Source organism: Bradyrhizobium semiaridum (assembly GCF_020329505.1).
Lineage (GTDB): Bacteria > Pseudomonadota > Alphaproteobacteria > Rhizobiales > Xanthobacteraceae > Bradyrhizobium > Bradyrhizobium semiaridum.
Map to the genome: position 1 here is coordinate 336,261 of NZ_JAGKJJ010000001.1, position 19,444 is coordinate 355,704.

18 protein-coding genes are annotated in these 19,444 nt (G+C 65.5%); 4 read left to right on the forward strand and 14 right to left on the reverse strand.

The genetic code is table 11. The features are described from left to right. Nucleotides 1–6 precede the first annotated feature (6 nt). The 9 genes from J6500_RS01510 to J6500_RS01550 all read right to left on the reverse strand — a co-directional run bounded on the left by J6500_RS01510 (nucleotide 7) and on the right by J6500_RS01550 (nucleotide 10,057). The gene (locus tag J6500_RS01510; RefSeq protein WP_225710897.1) at nucleotides 7–1,287 is read right to left on the reverse strand and encodes a lipoprotein-releasing ABC transporter permease subunit; all 1,281 of its coding nucleotides are present in this window, start codon (nucleotides 1,285–1,287) and stop codon (nucleotides 7–9) included. A 72-nt stretch (nucleotides 1,288–1,359) separates the two neighbouring features. After that, nucleotides 1,360–2,679 carry a proline--tRNA ligase gene (proS, locus tag J6500_RS01515; protein ID WP_225710898.1) on the reverse strand — a complete coding sequence of 440 codons (1,320 nt, stop codon included), beginning with the start codon at nucleotides 2,677–2,679 and terminating at the stop codon, nucleotides 1,360–1,362. Between the two features lie 165 nt (nucleotides 2,680–2,844). Next, nucleotides 2,845–4,407 (reverse strand): copper resistance CopC/CopD family protein, encoded by a 1,563-nt coding sequence (locus tag J6500_RS01520; protein WP_225710899.1) that lies wholly within the window; start codon nucleotides 4,405–4,407, stop codon nucleotides 2,845–2,847. A gap of 3 nt (nucleotides 4,408–4,410) precedes the next feature. Further along, nucleotides 4,411–4,938, reverse strand: coding sequence for a YcnI family copper-binding membrane protein (locus J6500_RS01525; protein WP_225710900.1), 528 nt, complete (start codon nucleotides 4,936–4,938; stop codon nucleotides 4,411–4,413). A 7-nt stretch (nucleotides 4,939–4,945) separates the two neighbouring features. Further along, nucleotides 4,946–5,449 carry a copper chaperone PCu(A)C gene (locus J6500_RS01530; RefSeq protein ID WP_225710901.1) on the reverse strand — a complete coding sequence of 168 codons (504 nt, stop codon included), beginning with the start codon at nucleotides 5,447–5,449 and terminating at the stop codon, nucleotides 4,946–4,948. 32 nt (nucleotides 5,450–5,481) lie between these two features. Beyond that, nucleotides 5,482–5,979 carry a TlpA family protein disulfide reductase gene (locus J6500_RS01535; protein ID WP_225710902.1) on the reverse strand — a complete coding sequence of 166 codons (498 nt, stop codon included), beginning with the start codon at nucleotides 5,977–5,979 and terminating at the stop codon, nucleotides 5,482–5,484. After that, a complete protein-coding gene (locus J6500_RS01540; protein ID WP_376707740.1) occupies nucleotides 5,976–7,202 on the reverse strand; it encodes a sialidase family protein in 1,227 nt (408 codons plus the stop codon). Before J6500_RS01540 ends, J6500_RS01535 begins: the two co-directional genes overlap by 4 nt. Nucleotides 7,203–7,213: 11 nt before the next feature. Further along, entirely contained in the window at nucleotides 7,214–9,604 is a 2,391-nt protein-coding gene (locus J6500_RS01545; RefSeq protein WP_225710903.1) for a TonB-dependent receptor family protein, read from the reverse strand. A gap of 87 nt (nucleotides 9,605–9,691) precedes the next feature. Then, a complete protein-coding gene (locus tag J6500_RS01550; RefSeq protein WP_225710904.1) occupies nucleotides 9,692–10,057 on the reverse strand; it encodes a DUF2946 family protein in 366 nt (121 codons plus the stop codon). Nucleotides 10,058–10,518: 461 nt separating this feature from the next. Here J6500_RS01550 and J6500_RS01555 point away from each other — a divergent pair, with 461 nt between their 5' ends. The 4 genes from J6500_RS01555 (at nucleotide 10,519) to J6500_RS01570 (ending at nucleotide 14,610) form a co-directional block, all read left to right on the forward strand. Further along, complete coding sequence (locus J6500_RS01555) at nucleotides 10,519–10,944, forward strand: globin (protein WP_225710905.1); 426 nt, start codon at nucleotides 10,519–10,521, stop codon at nucleotides 10,942–10,944. 99 nt (nucleotides 10,945–11,043) lie between these two features. Continuing rightward, nucleotides 11,044–12,051, forward strand: a complete 1,008-nt coding sequence (locus tag J6500_RS01560) for a sugar ABC transporter substrate-binding protein (RefSeq protein WP_376707741.1) — start codon at nucleotides 11,044–11,046, stop codon at nucleotides 12,049–12,051. A 9-nt stretch (nucleotides 12,052–12,060) separates the two neighbouring features. Beyond that, complete coding sequence (locus J6500_RS01565; protein WP_225710907.1) at nucleotides 12,061–13,563, forward strand: sugar ABC transporter ATP-binding protein; 1,503 nt, start codon at nucleotides 12,061–12,063, stop codon at nucleotides 13,561–13,563. Between the two features lie 12 nt (nucleotides 13,564–13,575). Next, nucleotides 13,576–14,610, forward strand: a complete 1,035-nt coding sequence (locus J6500_RS01570; RefSeq protein ID WP_225710908.1) for an ABC transporter permease — start codon at nucleotides 13,576–13,578, stop codon at nucleotides 14,608–14,610. 204 nt (nucleotides 14,611–14,814) lie between these two features. Here the strand turns inward: J6500_RS01570 and mtnK are convergent, their stop codons facing one another. The 5 genes from mtnK to J6500_RS01595 form a co-directional block, all read right to left on the reverse strand. Continuing rightward, nucleotides 14,815–16,119, reverse strand: a complete 1,305-nt coding sequence (gene mtnK, locus J6500_RS01575) for an S-methyl-5-thioribose kinase (RefSeq protein WP_225710909.1) — start codon at nucleotides 16,117–16,119, stop codon at nucleotides 14,815–14,817. An 87-nt stretch (nucleotides 16,120–16,206) separates the two neighbouring features. Then, nucleotides 16,207–16,491 (reverse strand): DUF1467 family protein, encoded by a 285-nt coding sequence (locus tag J6500_RS01580; protein ID WP_225710910.1) that lies wholly within the window; start codon nucleotides 16,489–16,491, stop codon nucleotides 16,207–16,209. A gap of 6 nt (nucleotides 16,492–16,497) precedes the next feature. After that, nucleotides 16,498–16,902 (reverse strand): methylmalonyl-CoA epimerase, encoded by a 405-nt coding sequence (mce, locus tag J6500_RS01585; protein ID WP_139862514.1) that lies wholly within the window; start codon nucleotides 16,900–16,902, stop codon nucleotides 16,498–16,500. Nucleotides 16,903–16,942: 40 nt separating this feature from the next. Beyond that, entirely contained in the window at nucleotides 16,943–18,613 is a 1,671-nt protein-coding gene (locus J6500_RS01590; protein WP_225710911.1) for a ribonuclease J, read from the reverse strand. Beyond that, nucleotides 18,613–19,419, reverse strand: coding sequence for a biotin--[acetyl-CoA-carboxylase] ligase (locus tag J6500_RS01595; RefSeq protein WP_225710912.1), 807 nt, complete (start codon nucleotides 19,417–19,419; stop codon nucleotides 18,613–18,615). Before J6500_RS01595 ends, J6500_RS01590 begins: the two co-directional genes overlap by 1 nt. Between the last annotated feature and the right edge of the window lie 25 nt (nucleotides 19,420–19,444).

Below are 19,444 nucleotides of genomic sequence, written 5' to 3' on the forward strand. Positions count from 1 at the left end.
CCGGCCTCACTCGTACCGGAGCGCATCGACCGGATCGAGGCGCGCGGCGCGCCACGACGGGTAGAGCGTCGCTAGGAAGGACAGCGTCAGCGCCATGATCACGACGGCGAGCGTCTCGCCGAAATCGATCTCGGCCGGCAGCTTGGACAGGAAGTACAACTCGGGCGAGAACAGCTCGGTGTTGGTGAGCCAGGACAGGAACTGACGGATCGACTCGATGTTGAGGCAGATCAGCATGCCGACCGCGAAGCCGGTCAGCGTGCCGACCACGCCGATCGAGGCGCCGGTGATCAGGAAGATCCGCATGATCGAACCCTGCGAGGCGCCCATGGTGCGCAGGATCGCGATGTCCTGGCCCTTGTCCTTCACCAGCATGATCAGGCCGGAGACGATGTTGAGCGCCGCCACCAGCACGATCATGGTCAGGATCAGGAACATGACGTTGCGCTCGACCTGCAGCGCGTTGAAGAAGGTCGAATTGCGCTGCCGCCAGTCGACCAGGAATACCGGTCGCCCGGCCGCTTCTGTCACCAGCTTGCGGTACGTGTCGATGCGATCGGGGTTGGTGGTGAACACCTCGATCGAGGAGACGTCGTTGTTGCGGTTGAAATAGGCCTGCGCCTCGGCCAGCGGCATGAACACGAAGGTCGAATCGTATTCCGACATGCCGATCTCGAACACCGCGGTGATCTTGTACGGCTTGATGCGCGGCGTGGTGCCCATCGGCGTCACCGCCCCCTTCGGCGCCACCAGGGTGATCATGTCGCCGGCGTGCAGCGAGAGCTGATCGGCGAGCCTACGACCGATCGCAACGCCCTGCCCCTCGTCAAAGTTCTCGAGCGAGCCCTGCTTGATGTTCCTGGCGATCGAAGTGAGATTGTTGAGGTCGTCGGCGCGGATGCCGCGGATGAAGACGCCGGCGGCGTTGAATGGCGACGAGCCGAGCCCCTGCCCGTCCACGACAGGCGCGGCGAGCCGGATACCCGGGACCTGGCTGATGCGGTCGGCGACGTCCTTCCAGTCGGTCAGCGGCGATTCCAGCGGCTGCACCAGGATGTGGCCGTTGAGGCCGAGGATCTTGTCCAGCAGCTCCTTGCGGAAGCCGTTCATGACCGCCATCACCACGATCAGCGTGGCGACGCCGAGCAGGATGCCGAGGAACGAGAAGCCGGCGATGACCGAGATGAAGCCTTCCCTGCGGCGCGCGCGCAAATAGCGTCCCGACAGCAGCCATTCGAATGGCGCAAACGGCGGGGTCCGGACTGGCTCGGTCATGGTCTCATCCATTTGTCGATAATCCCATGATTCGGGGCAAATGTGGCCGTATTACCCCGCGGGATAGCGCGCCGCGAATAATGTTTACACCGCGAGCTTCGCGACCACGTCGGCAGCAGTCATGTTGTCGCGCGAACCGTCGCTGCGGCGCTTGATCTCGACCTTGCCGTCGGCGAGGCCCTTCGGCCCGACCAGGATCTGCCAGGGAATCCCGATCAGGTCGGCCGCGGCGAATTTCGCCCCGGCGCGCTGGTCGGTGTCGTCGTAAAGCACGTCGACGCCCTTGGCCGAGAGATCGCGATAAAGCTGCTCGCAGGCGGCATCGACCGCGCTGTCGCCCTGCTTGAGGTTGAGGATCGCGGCGCGGAACGGCGCCACCGCTTCCGGCCATTTGATGCCGGCATCGTCGTGACAGGCCTCGATGATCGCGCCGACCAGCCGCGACACGCCGACGCCGTAGGAGCCGCCATGGATCGGCACATCGACGCCGTCCGGACCGGCCACCAGCGCCTTCATGGTGTCGGAATATTTGGTGCCGAAGTAGAAGATCTGGCCGACCTCGATGCCGCGGGTGTTGAGCCGCTTGGCTTCCGGCACTTCGCTCTCGAAGCGCGCGGCCTCGTGCACGTCCTCGGTCGCCGCATAGACCGAGGTCCATTGCTTGATGATCGGCGTCAGGTCGCCATCATAGTCGACATCCTCGCCCGGCACCGGCAAATCGAGCACGTCGCGGTTGATGTAGACGCCGGACTCGCCGGTCTCCGCCAGCACGATGAATTCGTGGCTGAGGTCGCCGCCGATCGGGCCGGTCTCGGCGCGCATCGGGATCGCCTTCAGCCCCATTCGCGCGAAGGTGCGCAGATAGGCGACGAACATCTTGTTGTAGGAGCGCCGCGCGCCGGCCTCGTCGAGATCGAACGAATAGGCGTCCTTCATCAGGAATTCGCGGCCGCGCATCACGCCGAACCGCGGACGCTGCTCGTCGCGGAATTTCCACTGGATGTGATAGAGGTTCAGCGGCAGGTTCTTGTACGACTTGACGTAGGCGCGGAAGATCTCGGTGACCATTTCCTCGTTGGTCGGCCCGTACAGCAATTCGCGCTTGTGCCGATCGGCGATGCGCAGCATCTCCGGGCCGTAGGCGTCGTAGCGTCCGCTCTCGCGCCAGAGGTCGGCGAGCTGCAGCGTCGGCATCAACAGCTCGAGCGCGCCGGCGCGGTCCTGCTCCTCGCGGACGATCTGCTCGATCTTCTTCAGCACCCGGAAGCCGAGCGGCAGCCAGGCATAGATGCCAGCCGCCTCCTGCCGCATCATGCCCGCGCGCAGCATCAGCCGATGCGAGACGATCTCCGCCTCTTTCGGGTTCTCTTTCAGGATGGGCAGGAAAAACCGCGACAATCGCATGGGGTTACTCGGAGAATCAGGGGTGTTTCAGAAGAGCTGCAGTGAAACCGGATCGGGTGCGAAAACACAAGGCCGCTTCAGATCAAAAACCCTTCAAATCCGGCGATTTTCGGCCATTTGAGCGGCTTGCGCTCCGCACCGGCCATCGGGCGCATGGGCCCTGCGTTACCTGACTTCGAACTCGTCTTCCAGTGTCACCTTCTTGAAATCGCTCACCAGGGCGTCAATCTGCATGTGCCAGCGGCCAGGGAACGGCAGCGGCACCTTGCTCAGGTGCCAGTAGCCGTCCGGCCCCAGCGTGGCGCTGCGTTCGATCGGTTGGATGCCGCGTTCCGGCAGGCTCAATGTCAGCGTCGCCTCCTTGGCGGCGAACGGGCTGGCGTCGCCGTTCATCAACTGCAGCGTGAAATCATTCGGCCCGATCCGGCCCGGCGCGATCAGCACCTGGAACATCGCCGCATCGGTGTGGATATGGACCGCGAGGGGAACATCCGTCGACATCGCCAGCGCGCGCGGCGGCGGCGTGAAGCGCCAGCTTGCCACGAGGCCGAGGATCGCGATCATCAGCACGAACTCGACCGCGATCGAGCGCTGCAGCGGCCGCGTCCGGTGGAATTCGCGTTCGATCATCGGCGTGAAGACCAGCCGGTTCAGCGCAGCGAAGACCAGCAGCAGCGACACCAGCACCAGTTTCCAGACCAGGATGTTGCCGTAACGCGTGTCGATCAGCGCGCGGACACTGTCGACTTGCACGATCCCAAGCACAAAGCCCGACAGTGCGATCAAGGCGACGGCCGGCACCGCGAGCGTCGAAAAGCGCCGCAGCACCCGCAGCAGCGAATCCTTGCGCTGCCAGGCGAGCGCCGCCAGCGGCGCCAGCGCGCCGATCCAGAACGCGAGGCCGATGCCGTGGATGAACAGTGCGGGCCGGGTCAGCCATTGCGGCGACGCTGACGCGGCATGGCCGCTGACCGCAAACGACAGCCCGACACAGATCATGGCGATCGCGGTGCGCACAAAGGCCGCGCCGAACGACGGGCTGCGCCAGGCCAGCGCCGCGATCAGCATGGCGGCGATCGCGAGCAGCAAGGCCGGAAACAGGCTGGTGCCCGCCGCGCTGGCCCATGCCGCCCATGTCAGGATGCCCGCGAGCGGCAGGTTCAACAGGTCGACACCCTGCAAGCCGAGCGAGGCAACTGCGCCGGCAAGGCCGATCTTCAGCGCCCACGTGATCAGCCGTCCACCCGCCGGGCCCTGCCCGATCCAGGCGGCGAAGAACACGCCGCCAACGCCCGCGAACAGTCCGACATAGAGCCCGAGCCGCGCCAGCCAGATCAGCGCGTCAACCACGCGGTCGCCGGACGGCGTCGCCGAGCCGGTCACCTCGCCGATCGAGAACAGCAGCGAGCCGGCGACGGGATGGCCGTCCTGCGACACCACGCGATAGCTGACCACCTGGGTGCCGCGCGGCAGCCCGGCCGGCACGGTCACCATAACGGATTCGTCGACCGCGCGGGCAGCGACGTCGCGCGGCCTGCCTGCAGCGTCGAGCAGGCTGACTGCGCTCGGGGCAACCGGCTCGTTGAAGCGGAGCACCACCATCTTGGGCGCCTCGGCCAGCACGCTGCCGTCGGCCGGCTCGGCGCCGATCAGCACGGCATGCGCATGTGCCGTGGTCGCAAGACACACCGTGATCAGCAGCGCGGCGAGACTTGCGACGAGGCGCACGGCTTACGTCTTCGGCAGCAGTTTGACGCCGGGCGCCGGCGTCTTGCTGCCGTGACCGTGGCCGCCGCCCTGCCCTTCGGCCGGGATGTCGATCCAGCGGCTGACGCCCTGCTCGCATTCCTGCACGACGGGGAAATACAACACGGTGTTCGGCTTCAGAGTATCGGTGAGGAAGGTCTGCATCACGAACTCGTCGTAGTTCTTGTCCGAGAGCTTGCCGCCGCTCCATGTCACCTCCTTCACGCCCTCGGAGAGCTTGGCGCCGTGATAGTCGTATTGCGCGGCGTATGCGCCGGTGACCGTGTCGAGGGTCCAGCCGGCCTTCGGCATCGGCTTCACCCCGATCACGCCCTCCGGAATCTGCACGCGGATCTTGACCGTCGGCGAGCCCGCGCAGCCATGCGGCACCGCGAACACGGCCTTGTAGTACGAGCCGACCGCCGCTTGCTTTCCTTCCAGCGTAATGTGCGCCAGCGCGGGCGATGCAGCGAGCGCGGCGACCGCCCCGGCGACGAATGTTACTGTCCGCATCACCGCCTCACATCTTGTGCCCGCCATGGCCGGAATGGTCGCCGCCGGGCGACTGCGCGCCGACCGACTGCACGTCGAGCGAGACCGTCACCTTGCCCGCCTTCTCGAATTGCAGCGTGACCGGCACCTTGTCGCCCTGTTTGAGCGGGTTCTTGAGGTCGAGCATCATCAGATGCAGGCCGCCGGGCGCAAGCTTCACCGTCTTGCCGGGCTCGATCGCGAGGCCCTTGTCGAGCGGGCGCATCTTCATGACGCCGTTGTCCATCGCCATCTCGTGGATTTCCACGCGGCCAGCGATGTCGCCGGAGCCGCCGATCAGGCGATCCGGCGCCGATCCCTTGTTCTCGATGGTGAGGTAACCGCCGCCGATCTTTGCGCCGTTCGGCGTGGCCCGTGTCCAGGCCTGGGTGATGACGAGATCGCCGGCCTTAACGTCTTCGGCGTGCGCGGCTGTGGACACGACCGCGGCTGTCAGCGCGGCGAGCGCGAGGATGCGGGAGAGCGTCTTCATGGCAACGGATTCCTTTAGGTTGATGTTGCTTGTCATCGGATAGTTGCGGCCTGCGCGTCGGACCATTTGCTCAGATCGGCGATTTCGGCCGAGCCTTCGATCGTGGTGATCGTTCCGTCGCGCGCGACCAGCATGGTGCGCGGGATATCGCCCTGCCAGGCCGGGTCGATCTCGTATCTCAGCCGCTCGGCAAAGCCGTCGCCAAAGATCCAGTTCTCGGCCGACGCCAGCCCGGCGCGATCCAGCATCGACCGGGTCGCGTCCGGCAGATTGGGGACCAGGTCTGCGCTGATCGTCACGACGTCGATTTGGGGATGATCCTTCATGAACTGGCCAAGCTGCGGCAGTTCGACCTTGCACGGCCCGCAGGTCACGCCCCAGAAATGCACCAGGGTCGGATGCCCGGCATGTGCGCGCAGCAGCTGCTGCCAGCTGCCGCGCTCAAATGGTTTCAGCGCGCCCTCGTCCGCCGCCGGCGCAGCCGCCAGCGAGCCGAGCAGGATGAGGGCTGCGAGCAAATGACGTATCATGGTTCGCTCCCGATCGCCTGGAAATGATAGCCGTCGGCCTTGGTCATCCACGACAGGTAGGTATGCCGGCGGTCCGACACGAGCAGCGGATGGTCGGAGCTGTCGGCCGTGTCCGCGATCGGCGCGGGCTTCGACCAGGTCGCCCCGTCGTCACGCGACATCATCAGATTGACCGTCGTCTTCTGCCCGTCGAACTCCTTCCAGACCATCACCAGCCCCTGCGGTCCCGCCGCGATCTGCGGCCGCGACGGGCTGCGATTCGCCTGTCCGATCGGCAGCGGATCGGAGAAGGTCTTTCCGCCGTCGCGCGACTGCGCATAGAACAATCCCTTGCGCGCCTTGCCGTTGGTGTACCACGTGACGTGGTAAGTGCCGGCGGGCGAGATGCTCAGGCTGGGACCGTGATGCGGACAGGCCGCGATCTGCCAGTCGTCACGGCTTACCCGGTGCACCTCGCCGGGCGTCGCCAGATCGCTGAACGTCACGATCGCATGATCGCGCACGCCGCCCTCGAAGATGTTGCGGAACACGACCACCGGACGGCCGGCGCCGTCGAAGGCAAGGGCGAGCCGGCAACATTCGCAGGTATTGTCGGCCACCAGCTTCGCATCGGAATAGCTGCGACCGCCATCCTTGGAGGTCGCGACGAACAGCGCGGCGCCGTCGTATTTCTCGCCGCGCTGCTGCGCCGGCACGCGGTTGCGCTTGTCGAGCCAGGCCGCGAACACCGCGCCGGACGGATCGAAGCCGATCGTCTCGAACCGCTGGCTTTCATTGCTCGCAGTGATCGGCTTCGGCGGATCGAAACTGCGGCCGCCGTCGCTCGACCGCGTGGTCAGCACCTGGCCGTTGAAGGCCCGATCGCGGAAGATCGAGAACGCCAGGGCGATGTCGCCCTTGGCATCGATCGCAAGCTTCGGCCGCGCATCCGGTCCCCAATCCAGATTGAGCCGCTCCCGTGTCACCTGCACCGGCGTCGATAAGGTTGCCCCCTGATCCTTCGAGCTCGCGACCGAGATGTGCCCGCCGGCCATCCAGGCGAGCCACAATGTGCCGTCCGGCGCGAAGGCGGGTGTGACCTTGGTCGCGCAATGCAGATCAGTCTCCTCGCATGCCGCTTCAGAGGCGTGCTGATGGCTCATCTGCGCTGCGGTAAGGCTGGGCAGCACCACCAGCATGATCGCCGCCAGTGCGGTTCGAACCAGAGGGTTGCGATGACCCATCGATGCGCTCCTCATTTGAACGCGATCTTCATGCCGGCCACGAACGCGCGCGGCGATCCGGCATAGATCGAGCCGGTCGTGTTCGCCAGTACGCTCGCGGGATTTTGAACGCCGGCCGCCGTCACCGAATTCGCGATGTTGTTGGCCGAAGCCACATAGGTCCGGTCGAACACGTTCCGCACCTCGAGATACAGGTTCAGGCTTCTGAAGTAGTCGGAGATGAGATCGGTCGTGTAGTGGACGTTGAGATTGACGAGCTCGTATCCCGGCGCCTTCAACAGATTGGCGTTGTCCATGTAGAAGGCATCCTTCCACTGCACCTCGACGAAGCCGCCGAGCCCCTGCAGCGGGCCCCACATTTGATCGTAGCCGAGCCGGGCGGTGAGCTCGTTCGGTGAGATGCCGGGGATCTTGTTGCCGACGCGGTTGAAGCTGAACCCGCTGATGCTCTCGACGTAGTCGGTATAAACCTCATCGAGATAGGTGTAGGCGGCGGAGAACCGCCAGCCGGGCAGGAATTTCCAGCCCGCGGCGAGCTCGACGCCGCGATGTTCCGAACGCGGCGCATTGAAAAAGAAGCTCATGCCGGCGACCGGTGTTGCCTGTGACACCAGTTCGTTCGTGAAGAATTCGTAGAACGCTGTCGCGCTCAACGTCACGTCCTTGTTCGGAGTCCAGTCGGCGCCGAGATCGTAGCCCAGGTTGGTCTGCGACTTGAGCGCGGTGTTGTTGCCCGGAAGGCCGTTGGGCAGGACAAACAGGTTGCTGACCTGCGGTGTGCCATAGCCGGTCGCGACGCGCGCGCGCCACTGCCATTCACTATCCGGCCGATAGATCAGCGCGAATTCCGGCGCGGTGTTGGTGAATTGTGGTGCGGCTCTCGTAACTGTCGGGACCACGACTGACGGGTTGTTGATGACTGGGTATGCGAACGCCGTATTGACGCCATTCAAGGTCGTCGTTTCCCAGCCGATGCCCACCGCCGCGGTCAGCGATGGAACAAGCTTGAGCTCCTCACGCGCGCGTACACCGTAATTGGTCGTCGACTGGTACTGTCGGCTCAGCAGCAGGCCGAGCGTGGCATCGCCTCCCGGCTTGACGTTGACCGTATTGCTGGTGGTCGTGAGCGTATTGTACCAGGCGCCGACGAAGGTCGTGGAATCCATCCCGAACAGCTCGCCGCGCTTGGTGATGTCGCTCATGTAGTTGTATGAGGGGAAATCGCCGATCGCGCTGGTCGCACCCGTGGGCTGGTTGATGTTGCGGTCGTCAAACACGAACTGGTTACGCCAGGTGGTCGTGTTGTCGAAGTCGTGCTCCCAGCGACCCCCGACGATGGTGCGACGGTCATCCCGTCCGAAACCGGCCGAGATCGCCGGCTGAGCTGACCTCGGGCCGTTGAAGCCATTGATGAGCAGCGATTGCGTTCCGCAGCCTGGCGTGCCCGGCACTTCGCAGCCGGATTGGAATGGATTCTGATAATATTGATTGAGCGACAGCCGCACCGGCAGACGCGCGGACAGATCGTTGTTGATCAGTTTGACGGTGAAGCGGTCGTCGGGCGTGGCCTGCAAGGTGGCAAGGAAATTTACCGTCTGCGTGTTGAACCAGCTGTTCTGGATGTAGCCGTCGCCGCGCGCGTCGCTGGCGAATAGCGAGGCCTCGAAATTGCCGACCTTCTTGCCGGCGGCGAGATAGTTGTTGAGGTAGCCGAAGCTACCGCCGTCGACACCGTACTCGATACCGTCGATGCTGCCGCCCGGCCGGGTCCGGAAATTCAGCGCGCCGCCGGTTGCGTAATTGCCGTACAGCGCCGAGGATGGCCCGCGGATCACGTCGATCGCGCCATAGGCGTGCGGATCGATCAGGTCGCTGCGCGACAGGCCGTCCGGCTGGGTAACCGGGAAGCCATCGTCGAAGATCACGAGGTTGCGGATACCAAAACCGTTGCGGGCGTTTGAGCCGCGGATCGAGATGCCGAAATCGCGGGGGCCATTGCCCTGCTTGATCGAGATGCCCGGGCTGTCGCGCAGCACGTCGGCGACCGAGAAGGCCGGCCGGTTATCGAACTGGCTGCGATCGATGGTGGTCTGGGTCTGGCCGGCAGGCGCCCGGTTCAGACCGTCGCGGGTGGCCGCAAGCGTCTCGCCCGGCGTCATGACCCGGGTTGCTGCCGCTGCGACGGCCGGTGCGGCCGTCGGCTTCGGCGCGCGACGCACTGCAGCGGACCGGACACGCGGCTTTGCTGCGGCCGGCTTGGCGCGCGCCGCCTGGGGAGCGTCGACGGTGACGGCCGGCAGTTCCGAGCCTGACGTCTGGGCGTTCGTCCCGGACGGACCGCCGGCAAGCACGCAGCCGAGTGCGAGCACGCCTGCTCGACCCAGCGCAAGATGACGTAGCATGGGATGAATCCTGACACCGGCTCTGCGGCCGGCTTGCTCAAGGGCACTTGCCCGCGCGCAACGTGCGTACGGGCTGCGAGACTGTCGTCAGGAGAGGATCGGTGGCGCGCGGGCCTGAGCCGGCGTGCCGGCGCGTGAGCAGTCGAGCTCCGTGGTGAAATCGTGCCAGGCGACCTGGCTCGGCACACGCTCAAAGGCCGCGACCGACGGCTGCGGACCATCGACCGGCGCACCGGTCTGCAACACGCTACAGGCGGAGCAGCAGCCGGCATGGGCAGCGGTCTGATCGCCCTGCCCGGTCGCGGGGCTCGCATCGCCGTGACAGATGGTGGCTCCGGCCAGCGGATCGGACGCGGCAAGGCTCGCCGCCCAGCAGGCCCCGATCGGTGCGAAGATCTGCACCAACAGGGCAACCAGGACGATCGGCAAGAAATTCTTGAACCGCCGGCGCATCGCAAAACCCATCCCGGGAGGAACTAACCACCTCATCCGCTGGAAGTCGAGACAAAGCAGAGCTCCCTTTATTCCAGCCGGTGGAAATGACGGCGGGACGTGGCACGCGCGTCACGTCCGGTCGATAACCCTGCTGTATGTCCTTACCCCATCACGCGTTTTCCGCCCGTTCTCACAACCGGCAGTGGCAGCATCCCAATCATTTCGCAAATTGCTCGAAATTTGAACAATCGTTGCCGAAAATGGTGACAAGCCTGGAAAGATGGTCTACCAATTTGTGCTCAGGCCAGCCGCGAGGCGTGTCCTGGTGGTCCAAGTCTCGGGAGGAGCCCGACGCGCAGAAGCAGCGTCACCCCATCAATCAAGATCAAATCGAATTTTTGGGGCAAATAGGGTCGACACAATTTTTGGAGCAGGGCTTGAAGCCCTGCTCTTTTTTTGTGTGATGATCGCATCGCGCTATGACCTCATCATCGAATCCAATCGAACGCAGTTTCGAACTCGCCGCCGAACGCTCCGATGATCTGACGCCATCGATCTATCGCCGCCTGTTTCGCAAACATCCCGAGGCGCAGGCGATGTTTCGCAGCGAAGGCTCTGACCACGTGAGAGGCTCGATGCTGTCGCTGACCATCGAAGCCATCATCGATTTCGCCGGCGACCGCCGCGGACACTTCCGGTTGATCGAATGCGAAGTATCCTCGCATGATGCGTACGGCACGCCGCGCGATCTGTTCGTCGCGTTTTTCGGCGTGATCGCCGACGAACTGCGCGAGATCCTCGGCGAACAATGGTCCGGCGAAATCGATGCTGCGTGGCACAAGCTGTTGCGCGACGTCGAAGCCGTCGTGCTGCAGCAGAAACATCTAGTCGGCGAGACACCGTAGCGTCGCCGTTCCGATTGTGACACACTCCCATGATCCGCGGCGCGTGCAACTGACGCCGACGGTCAAAAAATGAAGAGGGAGCAAGCAACGATGCCAGGGATGGACAAGTCGTCGACGACGAGGCGCGACCTACTGCAGCTTGCGGCCGCCGGTGGCGCAGCCGCAGCGATGTTCGGCGCCATGGGCCCGGCGCTCGCCGCCGAGATGGGCCGCTCGGAAAAGCCGCTGAAGGCCGCCTTCTCCAACGCCGGATTGCAGGCGACGTGGTGCGCGCAGGGCAAGCAGGCCGCCGAGTTCTGGGGCAAGCTGTTCAACGTCGAAGTCACCTGGTTCGACGGCCAGCTCGACGCCGTGAAGCAGCGCGCCGCGATCGACAACATGGCCTCGCAAAAATGGGACTTCGTCGCCATCCAGGCCTTCGGCATCGGCACCCTCACCCAGCCGGTGCAGAAGATGATCGACGCCGGCACGCCCGTGATCGACATGGACACGCTGATAGCGCCGCTCGACCAGATCAACGTCCACTCTTTTCTCGCTCCCGACAACGAGTTCATGGGCGCATCGGTGACGCAGGCGCTGTGCAACGCGATGGGCGGCAAGGGCAAGATCATCATGACCCAGGGCGCGCTCGGCCACACCGGCGCGCAGGGCCGCGCCAAGGGCTTTAATACGGTGGTGAAGCAGTTCCCGAACATCGAGGTGCTGGACACCCAGCCCGCCGACTGGGACGTCTCCAAGACCGCACGGCTGTGGGAAACCTATCTCACAAAATATCCGCAGATCGACGCGGCGTTCTTCCACAATGACGACATGGCGCTCGCCGCCTACAACATCATGAAGGCGCGCAACCGCACCAACATCCTGATCGGCGGCGTCGACGCCATGCCACCGGCGATCCAGGCGGTCAGCGAAGGCCGCATGTTCGCGACCGTCCGCAATCCGTCCTGCCGCATCCATGGGGGCGCGATCATCGCCGGCGTCGCGGCCGTGGTGGGCGGCGAGAAGAGCGGCCAGGGCATCCCCAAGCACGTCATCACCGACGGTCCGGTCGTGACCAAGGCCAACGCCCCCGGCATGCAGTGGATGGAGGATCATTTCCTGATCTGAGCGGCCCGCATGTCGCAGGGACGCCTCCCTATCCTGGAATTGAAGGAGATCACGAAGGCCTTCGGCGGTGTCGAAGCCCTTCGTGGCGTCGACTTCGCGCTTCACGCCGGCGAAATCCACGGTCTCGTCGGCGAGAACGGCGCGGGCAAAAGCACGCTGATGAAGATCATCGCCGGCGTGCACCCCGAATTCTCCGGCCGCTTCATGCTTGACGGCAAGGAGACCCGCTTCCGCTCGACCCGTGATGCGCATGCCGCAGGGATCGGCATGGTGCATCAGGAGCTCAGCGTCGCGCCTGATCTCACCGTCGCCGAGAACGTCTTCCTCGGCAACCAGCCGACCAACCGCCTCGGCCTTGTGCAATGGCGGCGGATGGCGCGCGAGGCCGGCGAGCAGCTGTCCCGTTTCGGCATCGACGTCGACCCGATGACGCGCCTCGGCGACCTGCCGATCGGGTTGCAGCAACTGATTGAGATCGCCCGCGTGCTGTTCTCGGGCGCGCGCCTCATCATCCTGGACGAGCCGACCTCCGCGCTCTCCCCGCCCGAGGTCGAGCGTCTGTTCACGACGCTGCGCCGCCTGCGCGACCAAGGCACCAGCATCGTCTTCATCTCGCATTTCATCGAGGACATCCTGCGCGTCTCCGATCTCGTGACTGTGTTCCGCAACGGCCGCAAGGTCGCCGAGACGAGGTCCGCCGACACCAGCAAGGGCGCGCTGATCGAGGCCATGATCGGCCGCGGCGGCGAGACGCTGGAGCACAGCTATACCGACGACCTGATGCTGCCGCCGTCGGGCGGCGGTTCGGTTGTCCTGAAAGCCGATCAGCTCTCGTTCGGCCGCAGCTTGCAGCATGTGTCCTTCGAGGCGCGCGCCGGCGAGGTGCTCGGCGTCTACGGCTTCATGGGCTGCGGGCAGCTCGAACTGTCGCGCATCCTGTTCGGCAAGCTGAAGCCGGATCACGGCACGCTCGCGGTCGATGGCGCCGCGAAGACGTTCCGCAGCACCGCCGACGCGCGGCGTGCCGGCGTCGCGCTGGTGCCGGAGAGCCGGCGGGCGATGCTGTTCCACCAGGAGCCGGTCTACAAGAACATCTCGATCAGCATCCTGGAGCGAATCTCCGCGCTGCTGCTCAAGCCGGTCACCGAACGCGCGATCGCCAAACGCCAGGTCGAGCAGTTGCAGATCAGGCCGCCGGTGGTCGGGCTCGACCTCGGCATGCTCTCGGGCGGCAACCAGCAGAAGGTGGCGCTGGCGAAATGGCTGACCTACCCGCCGCGGCTGCTAGTGCTGTGCGAGCCGACCCGCGGCATGGATGTCGGCGCCAAGAACGACGTGATCAACATCGTCCGCGACCTCCGCGCCAAGGGGCTGGCGATCATCGTGCTGTCGACCGAGCCGGAGACGGTGCTGTCGCTGGCCGACCGGATCCTGGTGCTGAAGCGCGGCGCAGTGGTGCGTGAATTTGCGTGCGAAGCCGTGAGCAAGGACCGCCTCTTGGAGGCGGCGTGATGGAGAGGCATGATGGCAAGCAGTGACAGCGCGACGAGGCCCGCGGATCACCAGCGGCCGCGCGGGCTCGGCAGCTTCCTGCGCTCGCAGATGCGCAACATCGCGCCGTTCCTGACCCTGATCCTGCTCAGCGGCTTCTTCGCGATCGCAAGCCCCTCCTTTGCGACGCTCGACAATGTCGGCAACATCCTGACCCAGGTCTCCGTCACCGGCATCATCGCGGTCGGCCTCACCTTCGTGATCCTGTGCGCCGAGATCGACCTGTCGATCGCCAGCATCGCCAACGTCACCGGCATCGCGGTGGCGTATTTCACGCTGCAGGAATCCTACGTCAACATCGCCAACGTTCCGATGCCCGGCTGGGCCGCGATCCTGCTGGCGCTGGCGCTGTGCGCGCTGCTCGGCCTCGTCAACGCGCTGGGATTGACCGTGATCGGCATCCCCTCCTTCATCATGACGCTCGCCATGATGCAGATCGCGGCCGGCGTCTCGGCGATGCTGGTGCGCGGCCAGATCGCCTACAAAGTGCCCCCGCTGATCACGACGCTCGGCTCCGGCTCGATCGGCGGCATCCCCTGGATCGTGATCGTCGCCGCGGTGATGCTGCTCGGCGGCCACCTGGTGCTGACCTACACGCGGTTCGGCCGCTACGTCTACATGGTCGGCGGCAATCGCGAAGCCGCGGAGTTCGCCGGCCTCAACGTCAAGCTGATCCTCGGCGCCGTGATGGTGATCTCGGCGGTGTGCTCGGGAATCGGCGGCATGCTCGGCGTCGCGCATTTCGGCAGCGCGCAGCAGAACGAGTTCGACACTTATCTGCTGGATTCCATCGCGGCCGTGGTGGTCGGCGGCACCAGCCTGTTCGGCGGCCGCGGCGGTATCGGCAACACCATCGTTGGCCTGTTCGTGCTCGGCGTGCTCAACAATGGCCTCGACCACGTCAACATCGACAGCTTCCTGAAGATCCTGATCCGCGGCCTGATCCTGCTCGCGGCGCTGATCATCAACGTCTACGCGCAGCGGCTGCGCGAGCAGGCGGCGGATTAGGTCTGCGGAGGGATTCACTGTTAGACACGTCATCCCCGCGCAATGGCTTCACCATTGTCGCTAAAGGTGCGAGCTCGTGCGAGCCTCGGACGCCGGGTTGGTTTGCTCAACTCGCTCGCTGTTATCGCCCGGCTTGACCGGGCGATAACAGCGTGCACGGGGACAGAGCCTTGTGCTGTCGCGATATGACCCCACCCTACGCTGCTACGATGCGAAATCCGGCTGCCAATCACGGGCCTCGCGCGCAGCCGCGGTGACGGCTCCGATCGTGGTGAATGACGGTGCCTCGAGCATCATGGTGCGCGCGAGCTTGAGGCTGCGCGCCTCACAGATCGCGCGCTGCTTCTCGTCGGCGATCCACTCGAAATCGATGTTGTGGGCGAGGCCGAGGATGCGGCGGATGGTCTTGGCGGCGGCGAATCCGACCGTGTCCTGGAACAGGCGGGCCATGTAGGCCTGCCGCTCGGTCTCCAGCCTGAGAGCCCCCGCCTTGCCTGCGAACAGCGACTCGGGATAGCCGTCACCCTTGGCCTCGCTGCGCCACAGCGCCAGGAATTTCCGGGCGAATTCGGTCCAGACGCCCTCGATGGTCTCCAGCAGCCAAGCCTCGAACGGGGCCCGCTCGCCGGGCGCCCGCTCGTGGCCTGCAGAGGCGAGATAGGCCATCAGCAGGTTGCCGATGACGGCGCCGATATCGAAACCCATCGGGCCATAGAACGCGAATTCAGGATCGATCACGCTCGTCGCTGATGCGGTGACCATGATCGAGCCGGTGTGCAGGTCGCCATGGAGCAGCGCCTCGGGGCTTGCCATGAACTTCAGCTTGAGCCTCGAGATCGCGACATGCAGATCAAAGTCCTCACGGAACGCTGCCGCCGTCGCGTCGAGGTACGGCGCGGTCCAGCGGTTCTGCTCGGCGATGCGGTAAGGGTCCGTGAAGATCAGATCCTCGGTGATCTTGCACAGCGCATGGTTGCCGGCGAACGCCGCGATCCCCTCCTTCTTCTCCGCGGCTGTCAGCGCGAGGTCTGATGTGAAGAACAGCGTCCGCGCTAGGAAGGTCGAGATGTCGTCGACGAACCGCGGATACTTGATCCCGCCGATCAGCCCCTTGCGCATGATGATGTGCGGCTCGAGCAATTCCATCGCGGTCAGCGCCAGCGGCCCGTCGTGATGCAGCACGGCCGGAACGAGCTTCGGCGCCAGCCGCGCCTGATGTCGGAGGGCCGTGTGCTCGTAATGGGCGCGTGAGAGCGGCAGCGGCCAGCTCTCGCCGACCAGCCGCACATAGGGCAGCGCCTGCTTCACGGCGATGCCGCCGGTCTTTCCCTTGACGATGAAGACGAGATTGAGATTGCCGTCGCCGACCTCGCTGATCGACCAGTCGGCCGGCGCACCGCGAAGTTGCGTGACGATGGCGGGCAACGCGGCGAGATAGTCGCGGAGATCGGCTTCCCGCAAGATGCGGTATTGGCTCGGCGGGCTGCCCGGCTGCGCCTGCAGGTTCATCGTGTTTCCTCCTCCGCGTGTCCCGGGGCGGGTTGATCCCCACTCCCGTTGCCCGGGCCGTGCGGCGGCCCATCCTGCATCAAGTTGCTAGAACGGCATCCCCATCAGCTTCGACAGCCGCTCGATCGAGAGGTAGCCGGCGTAGTAGGCCCACATCGCGATCGCGAAGATGACGGCGGAGATCAGCGTGGTCCACAGCAGCTTGCGGCCCATTCGCGCCAGCACCGGCGCGCCAGGATCGGTGCCGGGTGCGCCGCCGCCGTCCTCATGCTGGCTGCGCACGCCGAATGGCAGCGTCAGGAACAGCGTGAGCCACCAAAGCACGAAGTAGATCGCGAGCCCGGTGGAGATCTGGTACGCCGAGAAACTCATGTGGCCTCAGGCCTGCTCGATCTCGACCAGCGCGCCGGAGAAATCCTTGGGGTGGAAGAACAGCACCGGCTTGCCATGGGCGCCGATCTTCGGCTGGCCGTCGCCGAGCACGCGAGCACCGTCGGCAATCAGGCGGTCGCGCGCGGCGATGATATCGGGCACGTCATAGCAGATGTGGTGGATGCCGCCGTCGGCATTGCGCTCGACGAACTTCGCAATCGGCGAGGCCTCGCCGAGCGGCTCGATGAACTCGATCTTGGTGTTCGGCAGGGTCACGAACACGGTGATGACGCCGTGCTCGGGCAGCGGCACGGCATCGGAAATCTCGGCATTGAAGGCCGTGCCATAGATCTTCGCGGCGCTCTTGGCGTCCTTGACCGCGATCGCGACGTGATTGAGCCGGCCCAGCATATCTTTCTCCCTGATCGTTCTTGTCGTAGCGCGTGCCGCGTCACACCGTCAGAACGTGCACGACGCAGATCGGCTTCTTGCCCCAGTGCTCGTTGATAACGGCACGCACCGCGCGGCGCACCGATTCCCCGAGCGCATCCGGATCGCGCCGCCGCGGTTTCGGCAGGCCCTCGACCGTCGAGACCACCACGTCGAACACGATGTCGTCGAGCAGCTCGCCGGCGGCATTCTTCTCCGGCATACCGACGAGATCAACCTCGGGATCGTCGGCCAGCTGGCCCTGCTCGGTCATGGCGATCGCGACGAAGGCGCAACCGGCAAAGCCCATCCGCCGCCGCTCGACCACCGCGCGCGACTTGGAATCCTCCAGGATGGTGCCGTCCTTGTAGAGCCGGCCCGCCGGCACCTCGCCGATGACGCCGGGCTCGCCAGGCCCGAGCTTGATCAAATCGCCGTTGCGGCAGGTCAGCACCTTCGGCACCCCCGCCGAGCGGGCGAGCTTGGCGTGCTCGGCGAGGTGCAGCGCCTCGCCATGCACCGGGATCAGGAGCTGCGGCCGCACCCAGGAGATCATGTCGCGCAGCTCGTCGCGGCGCGGATGGCCGGAGACGTGCACGAGGTGCTCGCGGTCGGTGATGATCTCGACGCCCTGCGCCACCAGCCCATTGATGATGCTGCCCACCGCCTTCTCGTTCCCGGGAATGGTGCGGGAGGAGAAGATCACGGTATCGCCCTTGTTCAGAGTGACTTCCGGATGGTCGTCATTGGCGATGCGCGCCAGCGCCGCGCGCGGCTCGCCCTGGCTGCCGGTGCACAGCGCCAGCACCTTGTCCGGCGGAAAATGGCCATAGAGGTCGGTGCTGCGGAATCTGTGCGAGCCGTCGAGATAGCCGCATTCGCGCGCCACCTGCACCACGCGCTCCATGGCGCGGCCGACCACCACGACCTCGCGATCGGCGGCGTTGGCGGCATCCGCCACCGCCCTGACGCGGGCGACGTTGGAGGCGAAGGTGGTGACGGCGACCCGGCCCTTGGCCGCCTTGACCAGCTTCTTGATGGTCGCGGCGACCTCGGTCTCCGAGGGCGAGCGGCCGTCGCGCACGGCATTGGTGGAATCGCCGACCAGCGCCAGCACGCCTTCATCGCCGAGCTCGCGCAGCCGCCGCTCGTCGGTCGGCGGGCCGATGATCGGGGTCGGGTCGATCTTCCAGTCGCCGGTATGCAGCACCGTGCCGACCTCGGTTTTGATCGCCAGCGCGTGCGACTCCGGAATTGAATGCGCGACCGGAATGAACTCGACATTGAACGGGCCGATGTCGACCCGGCCGCCCGACGGGATCACGGTGACGGGGATCTTCGGCGGGTTGCGCTCGGCGGCGCATTTGGCCTCGAAAAGCGCGGCGCTGAACTGCGTCGCGTAGATCTTGCAGCCGAGCTTCGGCCAGAGATCGATGATGGCGCCGAAATGGTCTTCATGGGCGTGCGTCAGCACGAGGCCCATCAGGTTGTTTCGCTCCTTCTCCAGGAAGCGGATGTCGGGCATGATCAGGTCGATGCCCGGCAGGTGCTCCTCGTCGCCGAAGGAGACGCCGAGATCTACCGCGAGGAAGGAACGCTGATGGCGGTTGCCGAGCCCGTAGATCGACAGGTTCATGCCGATCTCGCCGACGCCGCCGAGCGGCGCAAAGGTCAGTTCGTCCGGCCGCGCCATCAGACCGCCCTCGCCGAGGCTGCGTTGCCGAAATAGACATCGCCCGCCGCGACCGGGGTGCGTCTGCCGTCAGCGGTACGCACGATCAGGCAACCGGTCTCGTCGATGGTGTCGAAGATGCCCTCGATGGTGGCCGCACCGGTGTTGATCGCGACCTTGTCGCCGAGCCCGGCGGCACGCTCCAGCCAGCGCCGGCGGATCTCGGCAAAGCCGCGGCCATTGTCCCAGACACCGTGGAACTCGACCCAGGCGTCAGTCAGTGCCGTGAACAGCTCTTCCGCACTGATCTGGACGCCGAGCGCAGCCAGCGACACCGCGGGTGTCGGCATGCCCTCGGGCGCCGCCACGACATTGGTGCCCATGCCAACGACGACGGCGAGACGGTTGCCGACGGCTTCGGCCAGCACGTTGATGCCGACGAGCTTCGCTCCGCCCGCAAGCACGTCGTTCGGCCATTTCAGCGCATATCTGGGGCGGTCGGGACCGAGGCGAAGCGCGGCCTCGACGCTGACCTGCTCCAGGGCGGCCTCCTGCGAGAGCCCGGCGACAAAGCCGAGCGTCGCGGCCACGGCCGGCGCAACGTCCATCACCTCGAGGATGCTGCAGGCGAGGTTGCCGCGCGGCGCGATCCACGCCCGCTGCCGCCGCCCCTGCCCCGCGGTCTGCTCCGCGGCCACGAACCACGTCGGCTGCTGTCCGCCGTCACGGGCGTGCTGCATCGCCTCCGTGTTGGTCGAGCCGACCTGATCAAAGGCGGCGAGCTTGTAGCCGGCCGCTATGGCGCGGGGACCGAGCGCGAATGTCATCCTGATATTCTGCGCATGATTGTCC